At 33.5% G+C, this 16,576-nt stretch carries 19 protein-coding genes and 1 pseudogene; 4 read left to right on the forward strand and 16 right to left on the reverse strand.

The window, feature by feature from the left end; translation table 11 throughout:
• The first annotated feature begins 4 nt into the window (after positions 1-4).
• A complete protein-coding gene (gene rpiA, locus K5S59_RS01245; protein ID WP_033656356.1) occupies positions 5-667 on the forward strand; it encodes a ribose 5-phosphate isomerase A in 663 nt (220 codons plus the stop codon).
• Positions 668-772: 105 nt separating this feature from the next.
• Positions 773-1,207, forward strand: a complete 435-nt coding sequence (locus K5S59_RS01250) for a GNAT family N-acetyltransferase (protein ID WP_000555723.1) — start codon at positions 773-775, stop codon at positions 1,205-1,207.
• A gap of 117 nt (positions 1,208-1,324) precedes the next feature.
• Here the strand turns inward: K5S59_RS01250 and K5S59_RS01255 are convergent, their stop codons facing one another.
• The 7 genes from K5S59_RS01255 to K5S59_RS01285 form a co-directional block, all read right to left on the reverse strand.
• The gene (locus K5S59_RS01255; RefSeq protein WP_120450311.1) at positions 1,325-2,692 is read right to left on the reverse strand and encodes a lytic polysaccharide monooxygenase; all 1,368 of its coding nucleotides are present in this window, start codon (positions 2,690-2,692) and stop codon (positions 1,325-1,327) included.
• A 372-nt stretch (positions 2,693-3,064) separates the two neighbouring features.
• Positions 3,065-4,258: a macrolide family glycosyltransferase gene (locus K5S59_RS01260; protein WP_000124914.1), complete on the reverse strand. Its 1,194-nt coding sequence runs from the start codon at positions 4,256-4,258 to the stop codon at positions 3,065-3,067.
• Between the two features lie 85 nt (positions 4,259-4,343).
• Positions 4,344-5,021 carry a formylglycine-generating enzyme family protein gene (locus K5S59_RS01265; RefSeq protein ID WP_120450312.1) on the reverse strand — a complete coding sequence of 226 codons (678 nt, stop codon included), beginning with the start codon at positions 5,019-5,021 and terminating at the stop codon, positions 4,344-4,346.
• A gap of 32 nt (positions 5,022-5,053) precedes the next feature.
• Positions 5,054-5,572 carry a DNA topology modulation protein gene (locus tag K5S59_RS01270; protein ID WP_000720538.1) on the reverse strand — a complete coding sequence of 173 codons (519 nt, stop codon included), beginning with the start codon at positions 5,570-5,572 and terminating at the stop codon, positions 5,054-5,056.
• Positions 5,573-5,593: 21 nt separating this feature from the next.
• A complete protein-coding gene (locus K5S59_RS01275) occupies positions 5,594-5,980 on the reverse strand; it encodes a ribosomal maturation YjgA family protein (RefSeq protein ID WP_000851055.1) in 387 nt (128 codons plus the stop codon).
• 65 nt (positions 5,981-6,045) lie between these two features.
• Positions 6,046-6,753 carry a class I SAM-dependent methyltransferase gene (locus tag K5S59_RS01280; RefSeq protein WP_000655494.1) on the reverse strand — a complete coding sequence of 236 codons (708 nt, stop codon included), beginning with the start codon at positions 6,751-6,753 and terminating at the stop codon, positions 6,046-6,048.
• 21 nt (positions 6,754-6,774) lie between these two features.
• Positions 6,775-7,128 (reverse strand): MmcQ/YjbR family DNA-binding protein, encoded by a 354-nt coding sequence (locus K5S59_RS01285; protein ID WP_000994648.1) that lies wholly within the window; start codon positions 7,126-7,128, stop codon positions 6,775-6,777.
• 332 nt (positions 7,129-7,460) lie between these two features.
• Between K5S59_RS01285 and K5S59_RS01290 the strand changes: the two genes are divergently transcribed.
• Both K5S59_RS01290 and K5S59_RS01295 read left to right on the forward strand, forming a co-directional pair.
• Positions 7,461-8,846 carry an S-layer homology domain-containing protein gene (locus K5S59_RS01290; protein WP_000714649.1) on the forward strand — a complete coding sequence of 462 codons (1,386 nt, stop codon included), beginning with the start codon at positions 7,461-7,463 and terminating at the stop codon, positions 8,844-8,846.
• A 2-nt stretch (positions 8,847-8,848) separates the two neighbouring features.
• Positions 8,849-9,061, forward strand: coding sequence for a DUF3006 domain-containing protein (locus K5S59_RS01295; protein ID WP_000820163.1), 213 nt, complete (start codon positions 8,849-8,851; stop codon positions 9,059-9,061).
• Positions 9,062-9,125: 64 nt separating this feature from the next.
• Here K5S59_RS01295 and K5S59_RS01300 read toward each other — a convergent pair whose 3' ends face one another.
• The 9 genes and pseudogenes from K5S59_RS01300 to K5S59_RS01340 form a co-directional block, all read right to left on the reverse strand.
• On the reverse strand, positions 9,126-9,932 hold the full coding sequence (locus tag K5S59_RS01300; RefSeq protein ID WP_000540639.1) for a GH25 family lysozyme: 807 nt from the start codon (positions 9,930-9,932) through the stop codon (positions 9,126-9,128).
• Positions 9,933-10,216: 284 nt separating this feature from the next.
• Positions 10,217-10,633 carry a GNAT family N-acetyltransferase gene (locus K5S59_RS01305; protein WP_000680542.1) on the reverse strand — a complete coding sequence of 139 codons (417 nt, stop codon included), beginning with the start codon at positions 10,631-10,633 and terminating at the stop codon, positions 10,217-10,219.
• A gap of 32 nt (positions 10,634-10,665) precedes the next feature.
• Complete coding sequence (locus K5S59_RS01310; protein WP_000827986.1) at positions 10,666-11,037, reverse strand: hypothetical protein; 372 nt, start codon at positions 11,035-11,037, stop codon at positions 10,666-10,668.
• The gene (locus K5S59_RS01315; RefSeq protein WP_120450314.1) at positions 11,034-11,810 is read right to left on the reverse strand and encodes a serine hydrolase; all 777 of its coding nucleotides are present in this window, start codon (positions 11,808-11,810) and stop codon (positions 11,034-11,036) included. Before K5S59_RS01315 ends, K5S59_RS01310 begins: the two co-directional genes overlap by 4 nt.
• 162 nt (positions 11,811-11,972) lie before the next feature.
• A pseudogene (locus tag K5S59_RS01320) lies at positions 11,973-12,486 on the reverse strand (GNAT family N-acetyltransferase).
• A gap of 29 nt (positions 12,487-12,515) precedes the next feature.
• Positions 12,516-13,517, reverse strand: a complete 1,002-nt coding sequence (locus K5S59_RS01325; protein ID WP_098872681.1) for an HAAS signaling domain-containing protein — start codon at positions 13,515-13,517, stop codon at positions 12,516-12,518.
• The gene (locus tag K5S59_RS01330) at positions 13,504-13,851 is read right to left on the reverse strand and encodes a PadR family transcriptional regulator (RefSeq protein ID WP_000339354.1); all 348 of its coding nucleotides are present in this window, start codon (positions 13,849-13,851) and stop codon (positions 13,504-13,506) included. Before K5S59_RS01330 ends, K5S59_RS01325 begins: the two co-directional genes overlap by 14 nt.
• Positions 13,852-14,019: 168 nt before the next feature.
• Positions 14,020-14,352 carry a DUF952 domain-containing protein gene (locus K5S59_RS01335; RefSeq protein ID WP_000629064.1) on the reverse strand — a complete coding sequence of 111 codons (333 nt, stop codon included), beginning with the start codon at positions 14,350-14,352 and terminating at the stop codon, positions 14,020-14,022.
• Positions 14,353-14,434: 82 nt separating this feature from the next.
• The gene (locus K5S59_RS01340) at positions 14,435-16,510 is read right to left on the reverse strand and encodes a HelD family protein (RefSeq protein ID WP_120450315.1); all 2,076 of its coding nucleotides are present in this window, start codon (positions 16,508-16,510) and stop codon (positions 14,435-14,437) included.
• Between the last annotated feature and the right edge of the window lie 66 nt (positions 16,511-16,576).

The raw sequence follows: 16,576 nt of genomic DNA on the forward strand, positions 1-16,576 counted from the left end.
TATGCTGAATTTAAAACAGCTCGCTGGAGAATATGCTGCTAACTTTGTAAAAGATGGAATGACGGTTGGGCTAGGTACAGGTTCTACTGTATATTGGACGATAAAAAAATTAGGTGAGCGTGTAAAAGAAGGATTATCATTTCAAGCTGTACCAACGTCAAAAGAAACAGAGGCTTTAGCTAAACAACTAAATATCCCTCTAATTTCGTTAAACGACGTACAAATTCTTGAGCTTACAATTGATGGAGCGGATGAAATTGATGCTAATTTACAGCTTATAAAAGGTGGTGGTGGCGCATTACTTCGTGAAAAAATCGTTGCCTCATCTTCTAAAGAACTAATTATCATTGCTGATGAATCAAAACTCGTAACGTATTTAGGTACTTTCCCATTACCTGTAGAAATTACACCTTTTTCATGGAAACAAACTGAAAGGAAAATTCGATCTTTAGGTTGTCAAACAACGTTACGTTTAAAAAATAATGAAACGTTTATTACCGATAACAATAATGTGATTATTGATTGCGTATTCCCTCAAAATATAACGAATCCCGCCAATTTACACACCAAATTAAAAATGATTACAGGCGTAGTTGAAACAGGGTTGTTTGTTAATATAGCTAGTAAGGCGATTATCGGAACTGAAAACGGAATAAAGGAATTATAATGAAAGCTGATCCTTACAGTCAGCTTTTTATATTTTTCTTTATAGCGTAGTATTATGATATACTATGAAAACAAAAGCACATCACACTAGAAAGGGCTGAATAATTTGCACTCCAAACTCATAACAGAACTTACAGATTTAGAAACTGCCTTTCATATTCGAAAAGAAGTATTTGTAAAAGAACAAAATGTCCCTCTTGAAGATGAATTCGATACATTCGATGAAATCGGTGAGAAATGTAAACATGTTTTAGTTTATTATAACGAGCTTCCTGTAGGTACAGGTCGTATCCGATTTGTTGACGGCACAGGAAAATTAGAACGCATCTGTATTTTAAAAGACTACCGTAAATATGGATTAGGAAAAGTAATAATCAAGGCGTTGGAAGAAATTGCTCGTGACAAAGAAGCAACAAAAGTAAAACTACACGGTCAAACACAAGCTGAAGGATTTTATACAAAACTAGGTTATCAAACTTCTTCAGATGTATTTATGGAAGATGGCATTCCACACGTTCTTATGACGAAAGTATTATCATAATAAAAAGGGTAATATATGAATTCATATACTACCCTTATTTATTAATAGAAAAGTAAATTCTCAATATTTCCTTTTGCATCAAAGCCCAACCTCTCTTAGTTTATACCTAGATAAAACTTACACTGTTTTCCATAATGATAAGGCATAAATCCAGTTTGGATCCCCATTTCCTTTATAACCCTGGACTGCTTCATATACTTTTCCTTCGTGTAGTACTCTATCTCCCTTTTCGTATGCTTTCTTCGCATCCCACTCTTCATATGAAGCGCTTTCAGTTTTTGTGGTAATTACGAATATATCACTCTGTACGGATTCATTTCCAGCTACATCAACAGCTTTCACTACATATTTATAAGTAGTATTAGGAAGTAAATTTTTATCCATATAAGAAGTCGCATTGGATGTTGCAATCTTTTTCATTGATCCTTCTGTTTCTCTATAAATATCGTAATGGTCTACACCAATATTATCGTCAGAAGGACTCCACATTAGATCCACACTTGACGCTGTCGTTCCCATACTATGTAATCCTTTTGGTTGTGTTGGTGCTTCTGTATCAGGAGTCTCAACAGTTGTTTTTACTGTAAGCGATTGGCTTTCTTTCGATACATTCCCAGCTGCGTCGATCGCTTTTACAATATAAGAATACTCTGTACTCGCTTGTAATTTTTTATCAATAAAATGAGTTCCTGGTACTGTGTCAATCATCTCTCCGTTACGGAAGATTTGATACCCTTTTACCCCTACATTATCCGTAGAAGAGTTCCATGTTAGTTCTATACTATTCGCTGTTACTTTTTGTGCCTGAATTCCATTTGGACTACTTGGAGCTTCTATATCTGGTTTCACATCATTGATAAGATTAACATCAATAACATTATAGAATGCATTTGCTGTATCAGCTACATCCCATACTGCTAAAATCACATGGTATCCACTTCTATCAGTAGGTACATTAACTTTGTGAGTTAAATGATTTGAGGCTGCAGAACCATCATGTTGTACAGTTCCAATTGGTTCAAAATCTGCTCTTGTAAGCGATTTATTTGAGTTCCATCCTTTTTTGGTAATATAGTAATGCCATTTACTCGTTAAGTGAGGCGCTGTATATTTCCAAGTAAAACTATTTTCTCCGCCTGTGATTGTATTTTTAAACCAACGATTTTCAGTTTGTTGATCTAAAATACCGCCAAATTTTCCGCCTGCAGAAGCGATTTGTCCATCAACTGGGCCACCTTGCGGGAATCCTTTTGGTGCTTCTAAGCTTTGCGGTTCATACATAACACTTCCGCAGTTTACATTTAGTGCGCCATAAGTTGGACTACATAAAGCAGATCGGCTGCCAGGCTTTTCAACAAAACCGTGCGCGTATGCATTTTGAGGAATAAGTGTGGAGCCAATAATTCCGGCTGTTAATGCAACAACTCCTAGACTTTTTTTGTTCATTTTCACATTTTGTATTTGTTTTAAAAATCGATTATTCATGTTCCTGTCCCCTTCTTGTTATACTTCGTAGTGTAATGTGGGCTTTGATGTAAAAGAATAATAAGAGACAATCTTGTATCGATGTATGTGTTAGTTATGCATACACCAAAGTGAAAATACATTTCATCTTTTGTGAAATATTTCACTTAATGAATATATCATTACATAGAAATCATCAAAGTATGTGCAGAAGTTGTGCAGAAACAGTGACATCATTACTAACATGTAAAATTACGCCTTAAGTAACCGTACATACTGGGGATTTCAGGTGCTTTTGTCAAAATTGATATTCATCCTTTTTCTTTTCAAATAATAGAAAAGTGCCTATATCATTTAATATAGGCACTTTTTTCATGTGTAATTTTATACTTATTAGCGATCTATAAATGTAAAAATAATATCTACAGCCTGCTTATAGCCACCAGACTTCTGGAAAGACTCCTTCAAATTCAAAGCAGCTTCTATAAATGAAGGATTATTTAATATGAGTTCTACACTTTCACGTAGTTGTTCTTCAGTTAGTTCCTTCATTGACAACTTAACCCCAGCTCCAAGATTCTCCACTTGCTTTGCGATAACTGGCTGATCTGCACTTTGCGGAATTACAATGAGTGGAATCCCGTTATATAATCCTTCATGTGTACTGTTCATCCCACCATGTGTAATAAATAGCTTTGTATATGTAAGTAGTTTTGTTTGTGGTACATAATTTTTCACAATGAAGTTTTTAGGAATTTTACCTAAATCACTTATTTTCGTTTTATTGCCAATAGACATCACAATAGTATAATCACTATTCTCAAACGCCTTCATACATAGTTTATAAAAATCAAGCGATTCATTAAAAACAGTACCTAATGAAATGTAAATCAGGCTTTTTTCTTCAATTGCAGTAAAATCAAACTCTTCATTTTTCACTTGTGTAGAGATAGATGGACCTACAAATGTAAATGTTTCATCAAACATATCTCCAAAAGGTTGGAACTCCTTTATTGTATACACAATAGTAAGTGGCGCTGGATTACAGAAAACTTCATACGGCGAGTTTATTTTAACACCGTATTTTTTCGCAATTCCCTTAGTTAAGCTTTCAAAATCATTATGTATCCTATCTTGATCTTCCACTGGGATATTTTTAGACAAGTGGGCTAACATTTGTTCAAATGCTTTTTCATCCTGTGCAAAAGATGTACAAGAATTTATTGCCGGAAGCTTTAGAATTTGAGCAATTATATGGCCACATCCAAACATCGAATCGTGAATGATGTAATCAAAATGTTCGCCTTCAATTTGTTCAAGAACATTTGGTATAATAACATCTGCCGTATATAAAAGACCATTTATTCTCTCTGATAAATAATTTCGACCACCAGAAAGAAAAGCTTTTATAAACTTTTGTTCTTCAATTGTTCGTACGGTAGCACCTGTCTTTTCAATGCGCTCTCTAAAAGATTCTATTGAAAAATAAACTACCTCTTCCCCGCGTGAAACTAATTCTTCTACAACTTGCAATGTTGGATTTATATGTCCTTCTGATCCAGTATTAATGAATAAAACACGTGCCACTATGAACACTCCTTACGTCAAATCTTGTTTGTTATGTTAAGAATAAAGATACTCTCCAAACACTTTGTTATATACCATGCTTTTATTAAATTGACCTTGCAAGCCTAAATCCAAGATCATCTATATGAAATGTAGGATGACTACGCCGGCGACAAGTCGCACCGCAACCTCTAGCTGCTTCAGCCCAGCTACCGCCTCGAAAAATTCGGTATGATCCATATACCTCTTCATCATACAAATCATAGCACCATTCCCAAACGTTTCCTAACATATCATACAAACCCCATGCATTCGGCTTTTTTTTACCGATTTCATGAATACGTCCATCTGAATTTTCATTATACCAAGCAATCTCTTTCAGATCTCCATATATGTATCCAGTAGTTCCCGCTTTACATGCATATTGCCACTCTGCTTCAACAGGTAATCGGTAGCCAATAGAATCTAAATGACAACTAACAATTAGACCATCATCACTAATAGAATAATATTCTTTTAATCCTGCTTTTTTTGAAAGTAAATTACAAAATATAATAGCATCATTCCATGAGATATTTACAACTGGTTTATTTTTATCTTTGAATAAATTTGGTTTATGATTCGCAATCGCATCATATAATTCCATCGTTACAACGTACTTTGCTAGAAGAAATGGTTTAACTTGGACTTGCCATTCTTTTTTAATTCGATCATCTCTTAATACTACTTTTCCTTCTGGAATTTTCACCATATTAGAATCAACGGAGCCAATGAATCTATTCAATCCTATCCCCCCATATTACTTCTTTTTATAATCTAACTATTTATGGTATCGTACTTCTCTAAAAATAGTCTTACTTCATTTGAGGATTTTAAAATAATAACTTCTTTATCTTTACTCAATTGATTTAGCTTCTTTAAAATTGAAGGCCGTTTCGTTTTAGGATATTGCCATATCCATTTAAAAAATTGCAAGTCAAATCTTTCCTCACATCCAGCCCCCATATCCGGTCTTGTTTTATTCCGATATTGTACAATCCTTTTAAAGGCACGATAAACACATATTGTTCTATGAATATCAAGAAAGATAATTGTATCAGCTGCGTTAATTCTTATGTCCATTGTCCCGCCATAATTCCCATCAATGATCCAGTCATCTTCTTTAACTAATTCATTTTGGACCTTTCTTTGCTCCTCTTTCGGTACACCCTCCCAATTTGGTTTCCAAAATAACGCATCAAGATGATGTACTTTAATATTTAATTTATTTCCTAATTGCTTTGCTAATGTAGATTTTCCTGAACCACCAGAACCTATTAATATTATTTTTTTCATAAATACCCCTTTTTACATCTTTTATTTCTTCCTTAACATAAACTCACAAAACATTCCAATCCCAACACCAATTGTATAAGCAACTATATCACTCCACAAAAATCCGTAACCTAATACGAGTCCACCTAAAGTCGTTGCACGAATACTATCTATCCATTCAGCATGATACAATTGGCTCACTTCAATCACGTAGCAAAATAGCAAACTAATAAAAGCCAATTTCTTCGTTTTTATTTTAGGAAATAAAAATCCGAATCCAGTAAAAATCATCAATGCCCATAAAGCATCGCCTAAGTAGTCATTTAATAGCTGAGGTAACGCAAAAGCTAACTTTCTCGAGCTAAGACCTAAAATAATTACAACGATAGTAAACAGTGCATATAATAGTCTATTTCGTTTCGTTTTCATCTCAAGATCTCCTAATATGTAATTTAAAATTGTAAATAGGTAGTAAAATATAATTATTTTACTACCTATTTATTAATGGCTTTCATAATAAGAAAATGTGGATTTGTATTTAGGTAATGATATGATTTTTCGTTTACTTCTCTCATCTTTTCAACTGGTCTCGGTTCCACCATTTTTTCTAACACGAAATAATTTGTTGTTTCATTAATTATGTCTTGAAGTGACCTTCTAAAAAAGCTAACTTCTATTGTAATATTTGGTTTAACCCAAGTATCGACTAATAATTGTTTTTCGAAATAATTTTCACTAGTAAACTTTGTGAAATCCATAAAAGGATGATGAATGGAGTATATAAATTCTCCACCAGGCTTCAATACTCGGCGAAACTCCTGAAATACTATATTCCAATTTTTCAAGTAATGAAGCGTTAACGAACTTACAATAATATCAAATGTATTATCTTCAAATGGTAATACTTCTTGCAGGTCATGACAAAGAAACGTTGCTTTACCACCCATACTTTCCTTTGCAGCTTTTACCATTTCAGAACTTACGTCAATTGCAGTAACGTTTGCTCCTCTTTCTACAAATTGAGAAGTATACCATCCAGCTGCACATCCAGCATCTAGTATACTCTTCCCTTCTAACTTCTTTGGAATCATCTCCATCATCGCTGGTCTTTCGTAATAACTGTTATATGGATTTGCCACATCTAAATTTTCTTTATATGTACTCGCTAATTTATCATATGTACCTTTGATCGTGTCTTTCAATACATCCACCCCTTATACATACTAATCTAATAACTCTTGCTGCTTTTTCTTTGAAAATGATTGTAAAACTAAATCATATGACCAATCAATCATATTATTAATTTGCTCCTGCTCTACATCTTTATGTATATACACTGTATTCCAATGTTTTTTATTCATATGATACCCTGGAATGATTGCTTCTGGATACTCTTCTCTTACTCTTAGTGCAAGTTCTGGATCACATTTTAATGTAATCGCAGCTTTTTCTCCTACTTCATGGTTTACTATCGCAAATATTTTATTATTTAGCCTCATACATGTTGCATTCCAACCATCTGGAGAATCTTCTGTCGCTTTTCTTTTTGATAAACAATATGTTCTAGTTGCATTCATTCTTATTGGCACCTCTTATTCTTTCACGATTTGATTACGATGCATTACAATTTGCTCATTATATTTATTTTGTCTTACTTCCTTCAATATAAAACTATAGAATCCAGCTTGTTATGAAAACCTACATAAGATTAATTTATAATATCGATTTTACAATTGCAATCGTTACTCTCCTTTTCACATTCCTTATATTAAATATATAGAATAAAAGAAAACCAGTGAATATAATACCAAAAGCATTTCTCATATACTATTTAACTATTAAAGCTTGAATTTCTTTCAAGAACTGGTAAAGTTAATTAGGTGAAAAATACATAAAGTGAGGCGATTTTTTGAAAAAGTTTAGTTTATTACTAACAGCATTTGTCATAATCTTATCGTTATTCATCCCTAATTTTACAAGTGCTAAAGCTTTCCCAGATGTCCAATCTAATCATTGGGCGATTAAAGAAATTAACTATTTATCGGATAAAGGTATTATTAATGGTACCCCAGAAGGTTATTTTAAGCCAAGCGATAATGTAACTCGTGGACAAATGGCCTTAATGCTAGATTTATCGTTAAAATTAGAAAAGCCATCTAGTTATAATCATATTTTTTCAGATGTAACTAAAGGTATCTATTATTACGATTCTGTACATAAGCTAGCACACAACAACATTGTACAACGTGAAAAAAACTATTTCCCGGATCGCTCATTGTCTCGTGCAGAAATGGCAGTAGTTCTTGTTAAAACTTTTGATTTGAAACCTACAGGTGCCGACGTCAATTTTCCTGATGTTCCATCTACACATTGGGGTTACAATTATGTCAAAATTTTAGCCCAAAATAATATCACTGCTGGATTTCCTGATGGTACATTTGGTCCAGATGTAAAAGTAACTCGTGAGCAATTCGCTGCATTCTTGGCTCGTGTTTTAGAACCAAATTTCCGTCCAGCTCTCCCTAAGCCTAAAGGTAACTTAGAGGTTCATTATATTGATGTCGGACAAGGTGATGCTACTTTTATTAAATCCCCAAGTGGAGAAACTATCCTTATTGACGCTGGTAACAATGGAAAAGGTAAAGTAGTAGCAAATTATTTAAAAGGATTAGGATTCCAAACTATTGATTATATGATTGCTACGCATCCTGATGCTGATCATGTAGGTGGATTAGATGAAGTCCTATATTCTATGAATGTAAAAAACGTTTACGCCCCTAAAGTAAGTCATACGACACAAACGTTTAAAGACTTCCTAACTGCAGTAGCAAACAAAGGATTAACAATTAAAGAAGCGAAATCTGGTGTAACTTTACCAATCAACGGTTTAAACTCACAATTTTTAGCCCCCGTTAAAGAATATGGTAACGATCTAAATGAGTGGAGTGCTGTATTAAAAGTAACACACGGTAGCAAATCCTTCTTATTCACAGGTGATGCTGAATCTAAAAGTGAGAAAGATATGGTTGCAACACATGGTTCTAACCTAAAATCAGATGTATTAAAACCAGGTCATCACGGAAGTAAGACTTCTTCTTCTCAGCCATTTTTAGATGCAGTGAAACCAAATATCGCTGTAATTAGTGCAGGTGCAGGTAACCGCTATGGCCATCCTACGCAGGAAACTTTAACAAAGTTAAATTCAATGTCTGTTAAAGTATATAGAACAGATATAAATGGCACTGTAGTTATTAATAGTGATGGTTCAAATATTTCTGTAAGAACGGAGAGGTAATTATGAAAAGAGGTATTATTGACCGTTTTGAAGGCGAACTAGCAGTTATTGAGGTGAATAACGTAACAATTGATGTACCTAAATCAAAAATCCCTTCCACTGCAAAAGAAGGTGATGTACTTATAATCGAGAATGATAAGTATACAATTGATAAGAACGAAACAGATAAAAGAAGACGTGAAATCCAAGATTTAATGAATAGGCTATTTGAATAGAAAAAAAGAGCCCTCCAAAAGGATGGCTCTTTTTTTTGCACAAATAGTAGCTAGTTATTTTTTATTATTTAACTTCGTACCACCAACCCTTCCTATCAAGCCAACCTTTCATACCGTTTAATTGCGCATCGCTAGTTGGATCCGAAATAAAATACGTTAAGCCATCTGATTGTAAAATGAAGGTCGCAGTCATTTTTACCGATGTTAAAGCCTTCATAGCTTCAGGAGCCTCATATGGTGAAAAAGCACCCGATTGGATAATATTTTGTTTAGAAACTTGTGCTTGTATGTTTTCTTGTTTTGGTACCGATTCAGTAAACCAAGAAAGGGGCTTATTTCCTATCAATTGGTTTAAATCACATTTACCGATACCTGGTACATTACCTGTCTCAGTGTATTGCCAAATGTCACAAGGATATGCCGGCTTGTTACCGCCATACCTAGGAATCCATAAAAAATCACTTTTTACGTTCGCCATACCGAAAGGCTCATATACATGATGCCCAACATATAAGCCAATTTTCTTAGCACCTAGTCGGCGTAACTCATCGATAAAAGCTTGTGTACCAGCTCTCATATCATCCATTGTTTTCACTTCTACGTCAGCAGCCCAAACTGTAGCACTCTTATCACCGCGATTCCAAAAATCTTGCGCTTCCTTCTTCGCATCAGCAATTGAAATAAAGCGACAAAATCCATAGTTACCAAATGGAATATTTCTAGTTTTCATTGCTTGGACATAATTTTTATATAAAGGATCTACATAATTTGATCCATCTTGTACCCTAGCGATTACGAAATCTAGTTGTGGAGCGGCTACATCCCAGTTAATGTTACCGTTCCATTTTGAAATATCTACAATGTAACCCATTGCTTAACACCTCCTTTATTAGTATTATATTCAGAGCTCGTCTTATTGCTTTTCTGCTCTTAAAAATTCAACAGCATTTGTTAGAAAAACCTATACTACAAGTGTCCTCTACAAAGACAGTAACTCATTTCAAATAAAAAAGAAAATCATAGTAATACGAATTGTACTATTTGTTTCCATAATTGCATCAGATTAAGTAGTTGCTATAAACAAAAGAAAAAAAGCATCACCATATTGGTGATGCTTTTAAAATCCACTTTTCTTCTAGGGCACGAATACTATTCCTATAACCTCTTTTCTAAAAAGTGTTGACTATGTCCTTTAGGATGATCTTCAACAACACCATATTCTTGGTAGCCGTGCTTTTTATAAAAATCTGGCGCTTGAAAACTAAATGAATCTAATAATATTAATCTACACCCTTTTTCCTTCGCGATGTCTTCGATTTTATGTAACAGTTGACTGCCATAACCATCATGACGAACTGTTTCATCAACCCATAAAAAATCTATATGAAGATGATAAAAATACATCGTTCCTGTTACCCCACCAAATATTTTTCCATCCTCATCTTTTACTACGAAACTTACTTGCTCCATCGGCTGTTTTGCTTCATCTTTTAAAATTGACATGTTATATTGAATTACTTTATTTTTTATGTATTCTCCTTCAGTTCGAGTACCACTTTTTATATGTTTCATATATTTCTTCCTTTCAACTTAATAAGCTACCTTTAATTTTTACTTTTCCTTTTTAAAATACTAATAAACACGAATCCACCATAAGTAACAAAGCATGAAAAACCAATTATCCCTGGTACAGAGACATAACCTATTCTTATATAACTAATAACGGCAAAGCAAGCGATAGACAATAAAATAGATGGCCAAAATATAAGAGCTGTTTTTCTTCGACTCTCTTTCGATGTACTTTCTTTCTCTTCAGAAACACGTGTGCCAAAAAGCAATACAATACAAATAAGGATTGCTGCAAAGTAAATCGTATCTAATGACAGAGTATGATCGTAAATCGCGATTCCAACTTCCAAAGCAATAATTGTTAAAATTAATATGATGATTGTTGAAGTCTTCAAGTTTCTTTTCAATCTCTCACCCCTAACATGCCATCATTATATTTTTTGTATATGCATTTCAAAGCCGATATAACGGTTTCATCGACTTCGTTATTATCAAATCGATTAGGCAAATCTTTCCCTCCAATAACATAAAGAAGCGGAAATTCCTGGAACTTTCCCATGATACCAATATTTATTATTGCTGTGGGCAATCCACCTGTCATATGGGCTATATGATAATACGGTATCCCCTCATATTCTCCTTGCTGCCTTACCATTCCTTTTATTATTGGTTCCCATAATTCTGGATTACTTTTATAACATTTAAAAATATGTACTAAAAGTGAATGTACTTGATTTAACTCTCCAACATTCTGTTCATCTATAGGGTTTTCTTGGACGTGTATCTTGGAAAAATACGTTGAAACATACTTTCTAATAAAACCCCATCCTCCGCAGTGCATTACAATTGACTGTGCAATATAACTATCATGACACGCTATCATCACTTCAACAGCTTTACTAAGTGTTAATGTATCTCTCCCTTGCAAGTGTGGATATAATTGTGCGCTATCTCCTTTCGGATTAAATTTAATTTGGTGAAGTATATCATTCCAACTAATTTGTTTCTCTTTTATCATGTTTGCTACTGCAAATCCAATTGCCAATTTTGCTGCTGATGCTAAAGGAACATACAGCTCATTATTATAGGAGGCAATTATATTATCATATTTTGTTGAGTACACAATCACTCCAAGTTGACCAGATTGCATTTCTTTCATTTTTTCTATAATCGTTTGCATATTCATACCTCTTTTTATATTGTTTTATCATCTTCTCAAAATTCGATATAGAATATTAAAAACCTTTTTTGTTTCATGATATTTATGCATACAATAAAAAAGATAGCATGAAATTTCCCCATGCTATCTTGCTAAAATACATCATTCGCATAACGCAAACATTTACTCTTCCGTAGGTTTTTTAGGACCATTAAGCTCCAATTGATAAAAAGCTAAATCTAACCACCTATTAAACTTATAACCAGCCTTTTTAATTGTCCCCGCATGAACAAATCCATAGTTTTCATGTAAGGCAAATGCTTTTCTTATTTTCTGCATCAATTCCAGCAATTAAGGTCATATATTCCCTTTCTTTTGCAACTGTGATCAATGCTTTCATTAAAGAAGTTCCTATCCCATTTTTTCTATATTCCTTATGAACATAAACAGAATGCTCAATTGAATATTTATAGGCAGACCAAGCTCTAAACGGCCCGAATGTCGCAAACCCTACTACTTTATTATCTAATTCGTATACTAAAATCGGATAACTTTCAGCCTTTTTTTGTTCATACCAGTCTATTCTATTTTCAAGGGTTACAGGTTTATACGTATATACGGCCGTTGTATACAATATAGCATCATTATAAATATCTAAAATGTATGTTACATCTTGTTTCCTTGCTTCCCTTATCATCACTTTCTTCCTTTCCTCTAATTTCACTCCTATATACGAATACGAGCTTTTCGGAAACCATCAAATATATTTAACGCAGCAGACAAAATGTAAATGATAATACCTCCACCTATTAACCACGTTTTAAATTCCTCTGGAGAAATAGTAAACACATTTGCCACAAACGTAATAAATCCTTCGTTAAACAAATGCGGATTTACTACAATTACAATGAATACTATTGTTCCAGCTATTTGAAGAAAAGCATTCCCAATTGCCAACTTTTTCGTCCATTGTCCCTGTACAAACTTATAAAGAGATATAGCTATTTCAAAAACAATCATAATTACAGCGATTGGCCAATACTGAAGTAACACATCCTGATTAAAAGTAGGCGTGACAAACTTCAGTCCGTTTTCTGTACCATGATATACACCTACAAGATGATTCGCATAAAAATAAAGTGTTGCCCATATTGCCGTCCACATTAACCCTCCAAATACTTCGAACTTTGAAATCGACTTTTTCTTTGGAACATAAGAAATATTTTTTAAATCATCAGGCGTCCATTTTTTTAAACTTGTCGTCAACGGTTGGGTACCTTTGTCTTTATCTGTTCTTTCTAAAATTGCAAATACAAGTGTCAACCAGAAAAACACATGGAGGCCTACTTCGATAATTTCCCCAATTCCTTTACCTATCAAATTTAAAATAACGTTTAATACCGCTTGCTCACCATTATATCCTACAAAATTTTCTGCAACCATTGCAATGAGTGCGATAACAGCTGCAATTGGTATAATCATTTTTAATAGCGTCGTATATACATCAAAATAACGTGGTCCAATTAAATGCATCGGTCTATCCAAATATCCATTAGCCAATGAAACGGGACTTCCCAATTTTTCAAGAACTCTTTTTTCGTCGTTTTCACTATAATCATCAGGTAACATATCCTCGATTGTTGACCGTAATTCAAGAATAATATCTTCACGATTTTTTTCAGGTAATCTCTTCGCTACTTCTTCTACATAAATATCAATCAAATTCATTTTTGTCCTCCTCCTTTAATAGGTTATAAAGCTCTTTCGAATCCTTTGTCCATTCCTTTTTCAACTGCAAAAATATCTCTAATCCGTATTCACTTAAAACGTAATACTTACGAGGTCTACTCTCCGTTTTATCCCAACTACTCGTTACTAGCTCCTGCTTTTCTAATCGGCGAAGTAGTGGATATAAAGTACTTTGATCGATTGTAATCCCTGATTGTTCCAATAATTGGACAAGTGAATACCCATACTGCGGTGTTCTTAACTGGCTTAAAACCGCTAATGTTAATGTACCTCTTCTTAGTTCAGTAATTAACGAATTTAATAAAGCATCCATTCACTCACCTCATTTTCATTACTATATGTCATACAGTATGTGTTTTATACTATGTATCGTACAGTATTAATGTGATAAAAACAATAAGCATTTACAAAAAATAGAAAATAAAAAGCACAAACTATATATTTTGTGCTTTTCTGGCTAATTTAAATGCTTATAACAATTTTAATTTTGTACCTCTTGTAATATAAACTCTCCTTTTTCTTTAATAAATGGGGTAACATTTACAACTGATTCAATATGAATTACTCCATATACATGCGGATATTCTTGACCGTTAGAAGCAAGTTCATATTTTGTTTCTGCTTTTATTAAGGATGGATCAATTGTTAGTAATAAAACATCTTCTTCATGATTAAAATGTTTTTCAGCAACTTCTAAAGCTTGTTTTAAAAATGAACAATGAATAAATCCCTCTTCTTTTAATGAAGTCTCATTAATTTCTCTATTTATCTTTGCAATTTCCCAATTTCTTTTTGTTATTACCTTTGTAATCATAGTTAGTTTCTCTCCATGTCTTTATATAGAAAAACAAGAGGTTCTTCTTTTTGTTACTAGAAAATCCTCTTGTTTTTCATATTTATTTTAATCCTTTAATTAAAGGCGATGCTTCTCCGCTATGGAAAATCCATAAATCATGAAGCGATCTTGTACATCCGACATACAATAACTTCGCATCGTGTTTTGTATTTTTATAATGTTCTTCATCAACGTCCATTAATAGTACGGCATCAAATTCTAGCCCTTTCGCCAAGTATACAGGTACTACTGAAATACCGCCTTCATATTTACTTTGATCTGCTTCAATGACGTTTACAGCTAATCCTGCATTTGTTAATTTCTCATATATATCGCGGCATTCATCGTCTGTTCTTCCTATTACCGCAATTGTTTTCACATCTTCATTTTGTAGATGTTTTAACGTCTTCATAATCTCATTAAATTGATCCTCTACATGGATTACTTTAACCTCTTCACCACTACGAAAAACTGGTGTTGCGAGTCCAACTGGAATCTGTGCATTTTTAATTATTTCGTTCGCAAATTCTATAATTTCTTTTGTAGAACGATAACTTCTCGTTAATTCATAATAACCTGTTTCTTGAAATACTTCCTTAAAAGCACTCCAATCTTCAATCCCTTGATAATCATAAATTGCTTGAGATAAATCACCTAATATAGTGAAAGAATTACCTAGTGTAATTTCTTTTAATACATACACTTGGAATGGCGAGAAATCTTGCGCTTCATCAATAACGACGTGATGGAATTTCTGTCCGATTTCAATACCTGTTATGCGGTGATGTATGTAAATTAAAGCTGGTAAATCTTCTACATACATTTCTTTTTTACGACAACTCTTTTCAGTTTCTTTCACAAGTTCTTCAGGTAATACTTCGAGTATTTCTTTACTTTTCAATATTGAACTATATAGTGAAAGTGCACTCATTTTCGGCCAAAACTTCATATATGTGTTCAATCTCTTTGTCGCTTCTTTTTTTAGTAATTTCTTCTCGTTTGTTTCTCCATACTTTTTCAGTTCAATTTCAATCCAGCGCTTCATTCTGCCGACTAATCTTTCTCTTCTTTTCTTTAATGGATAGTGTTTATATTCCACTTGCATCCATTTTTTTATGTCTTCTACTGGAATAATAGCTTTGTCCCATGCCTCAAAATCACTTGTTGGTATTAATTCTTTTTCAAATTGAACCATCCTCTCTTCAATAAAGGACTTAAATTCCAGCGTGCCTTTCAATTTACCGAGCATAACCTTTTCTTCATCACGATTAATAGAAAATGCTTCTTTCAACTTCTCTTCTGTTTGCTTTAGTTTCACCGAATCATCTAACGTACGTAATGCCCAATCTGCGAATGTTGTTTGACTAATATTCCCTACACCTAATTCCGGAAGCACACTCGAGATATAGTCTAAAAACAGACTATTCGGTGCGAATACAATCATTCTCTCTGCTTCTAATTGTTCACGATATTCATAAATTAAAAAAGCAAGGCGATGTAAAGCGATTGTTGTTTTTCCGCTCCCTGCAACCCCTTGAATAAGTAGTGGTAAGTTTCTTTCCGCACGAATAATATCATTTTGCTCCGATTGTATTGTCGAAACAATATCCTTTAGTTTATTATCTTTATTCTCACCTAATCTATATAGAAGAAAATCATCGGCATGTGAGACATCTTCATTTCCTTTTACATATGTATCAACAACACGTTCTAGTTCTCTTTTTCGAATAGAGATGTTTCGCTTTAAATGTACATCACCTTCTACTAATCCGTCTGGTGATTGATAAAACGCTAATTCATCACCGCCGGTAAATGAATAAAACATACTTGCAACAGGTGCCCGCCAATCTATTACAATTGGTTTCATAGTGTCTTTATGTGAAACACCTACTTTACCGATGTAGATCGGCATAACATCTTCCTTGCCGTCCTCTTGAAAATCTAATCTTCCAAAGTACGGTTCTTGTACACCGATACGTAAATTTTGCCTATTAGATTCTCTCATACTTTCTAGAATTTGTTCTTTAAAATCATCTCCATAATAAACCGGAATGTTTTCGAGCTGTTCTAATTGATCATCCATCGTACGTAATGTATCTTTCATCCTTTGTAACTCTTCTTCAAAAATGTTGTTCATTTGATGATTCCCTCCTGTCCGTTCTAATTTTTCAGTCGAAATATAATTGTATTAAAAATCCATTTA

It is taken from the genome of Bacillus sp. BML-BC051 (assembly GCF_019656175.1).
Taxonomy (GTDB): domain Bacteria; phylum Bacillota; class Bacilli; order Bacillales; family Bacillaceae_G; genus Bacillus_A; species Bacillus_A mobilis.

What these genes read in the sequence shown, in the direction of transcription:
- K5S59_RS01340 (WP_120450315.1), bottom strand. Translation starts at nt 16,510, where the DNA reads ATGAACAACATTTTTGAAGAAGAGTTACAAAGGATGAAAGATACATTA.
- K5S59_RS01255 (WP_120450311.1), bottom strand. Translation starts at nt 2,692, where the DNA reads ATGAATAATCGATTTTTAAAACAAATACAAAATGTGAAAATGAACAAA.
- K5S59_RS01330 (WP_000339354.1), bottom strand. Translation starts at nt 13,851, where the DNA reads ATGGATGCTTTATTAAATTCGTTAATTACTGAACTAAGAAGAGGTACA.
- K5S59_RS01300 (WP_000540639.1), bottom strand. Translation starts at nt 9,932, where the DNA reads ATGGGTTACATTGTAGATATTTCAAAATGGAACGGTAACATTAACTGG.
- K5S59_RS01325 (WP_098872681.1), bottom strand. Translation starts at nt 13,517, where the DNA reads ATGAATTTGATTGATATTTATGTAGAAGAAGTAGCGAAGAGATTACCT.
- K5S59_RS01295 (WP_000820163.1), top strand. Translation starts at nt 8,849, where the DNA reads ATGAAAAGAGGTATTATTGACCGTTTTGAAGGCGAACTAGCAGTTATT.
- K5S59_RS01305 (WP_000680542.1), bottom strand. Translation starts at nt 10,633, where the DNA reads ATGAAACATATAAAAAGTGGTACTCGAACTGAAGGAGAATACATAAAA.
- K5S59_RS01335 (WP_000629064.1), bottom strand. Translation starts at nt 14,352, where the DNA reads ATGATTACAAAGGTAATAACAAAAAGAAATTGGGAAATTGCAAAGATA.
- K5S59_RS01270 (WP_000720538.1), bottom strand. Translation starts at nt 5,572, where the DNA reads ATGAAAAAAATAATATTAATAGGTTCTGGTGGTTCAGGAAAATCTACA.
- K5S59_RS01275 (WP_000851055.1), bottom strand. Translation starts at nt 5,980, where the DNA reads ATGAAAACGAAACGAAATAGACTATTATATGCACTGTTTACTATCGTT.
- K5S59_RS01285 (WP_000994648.1), bottom strand. Translation starts at nt 7,128, where the DNA reads ATGAATGCAACTAGAACATATTGTTTATCAAAAAGAAAAGCGACAGAA.
- K5S59_RS01315 (WP_120450314.1), bottom strand. Translation starts at nt 11,810, where the DNA reads ATGCAAACGATTATAGAAAAAATGAAAGAAATGCAATCTGGTCAACTT.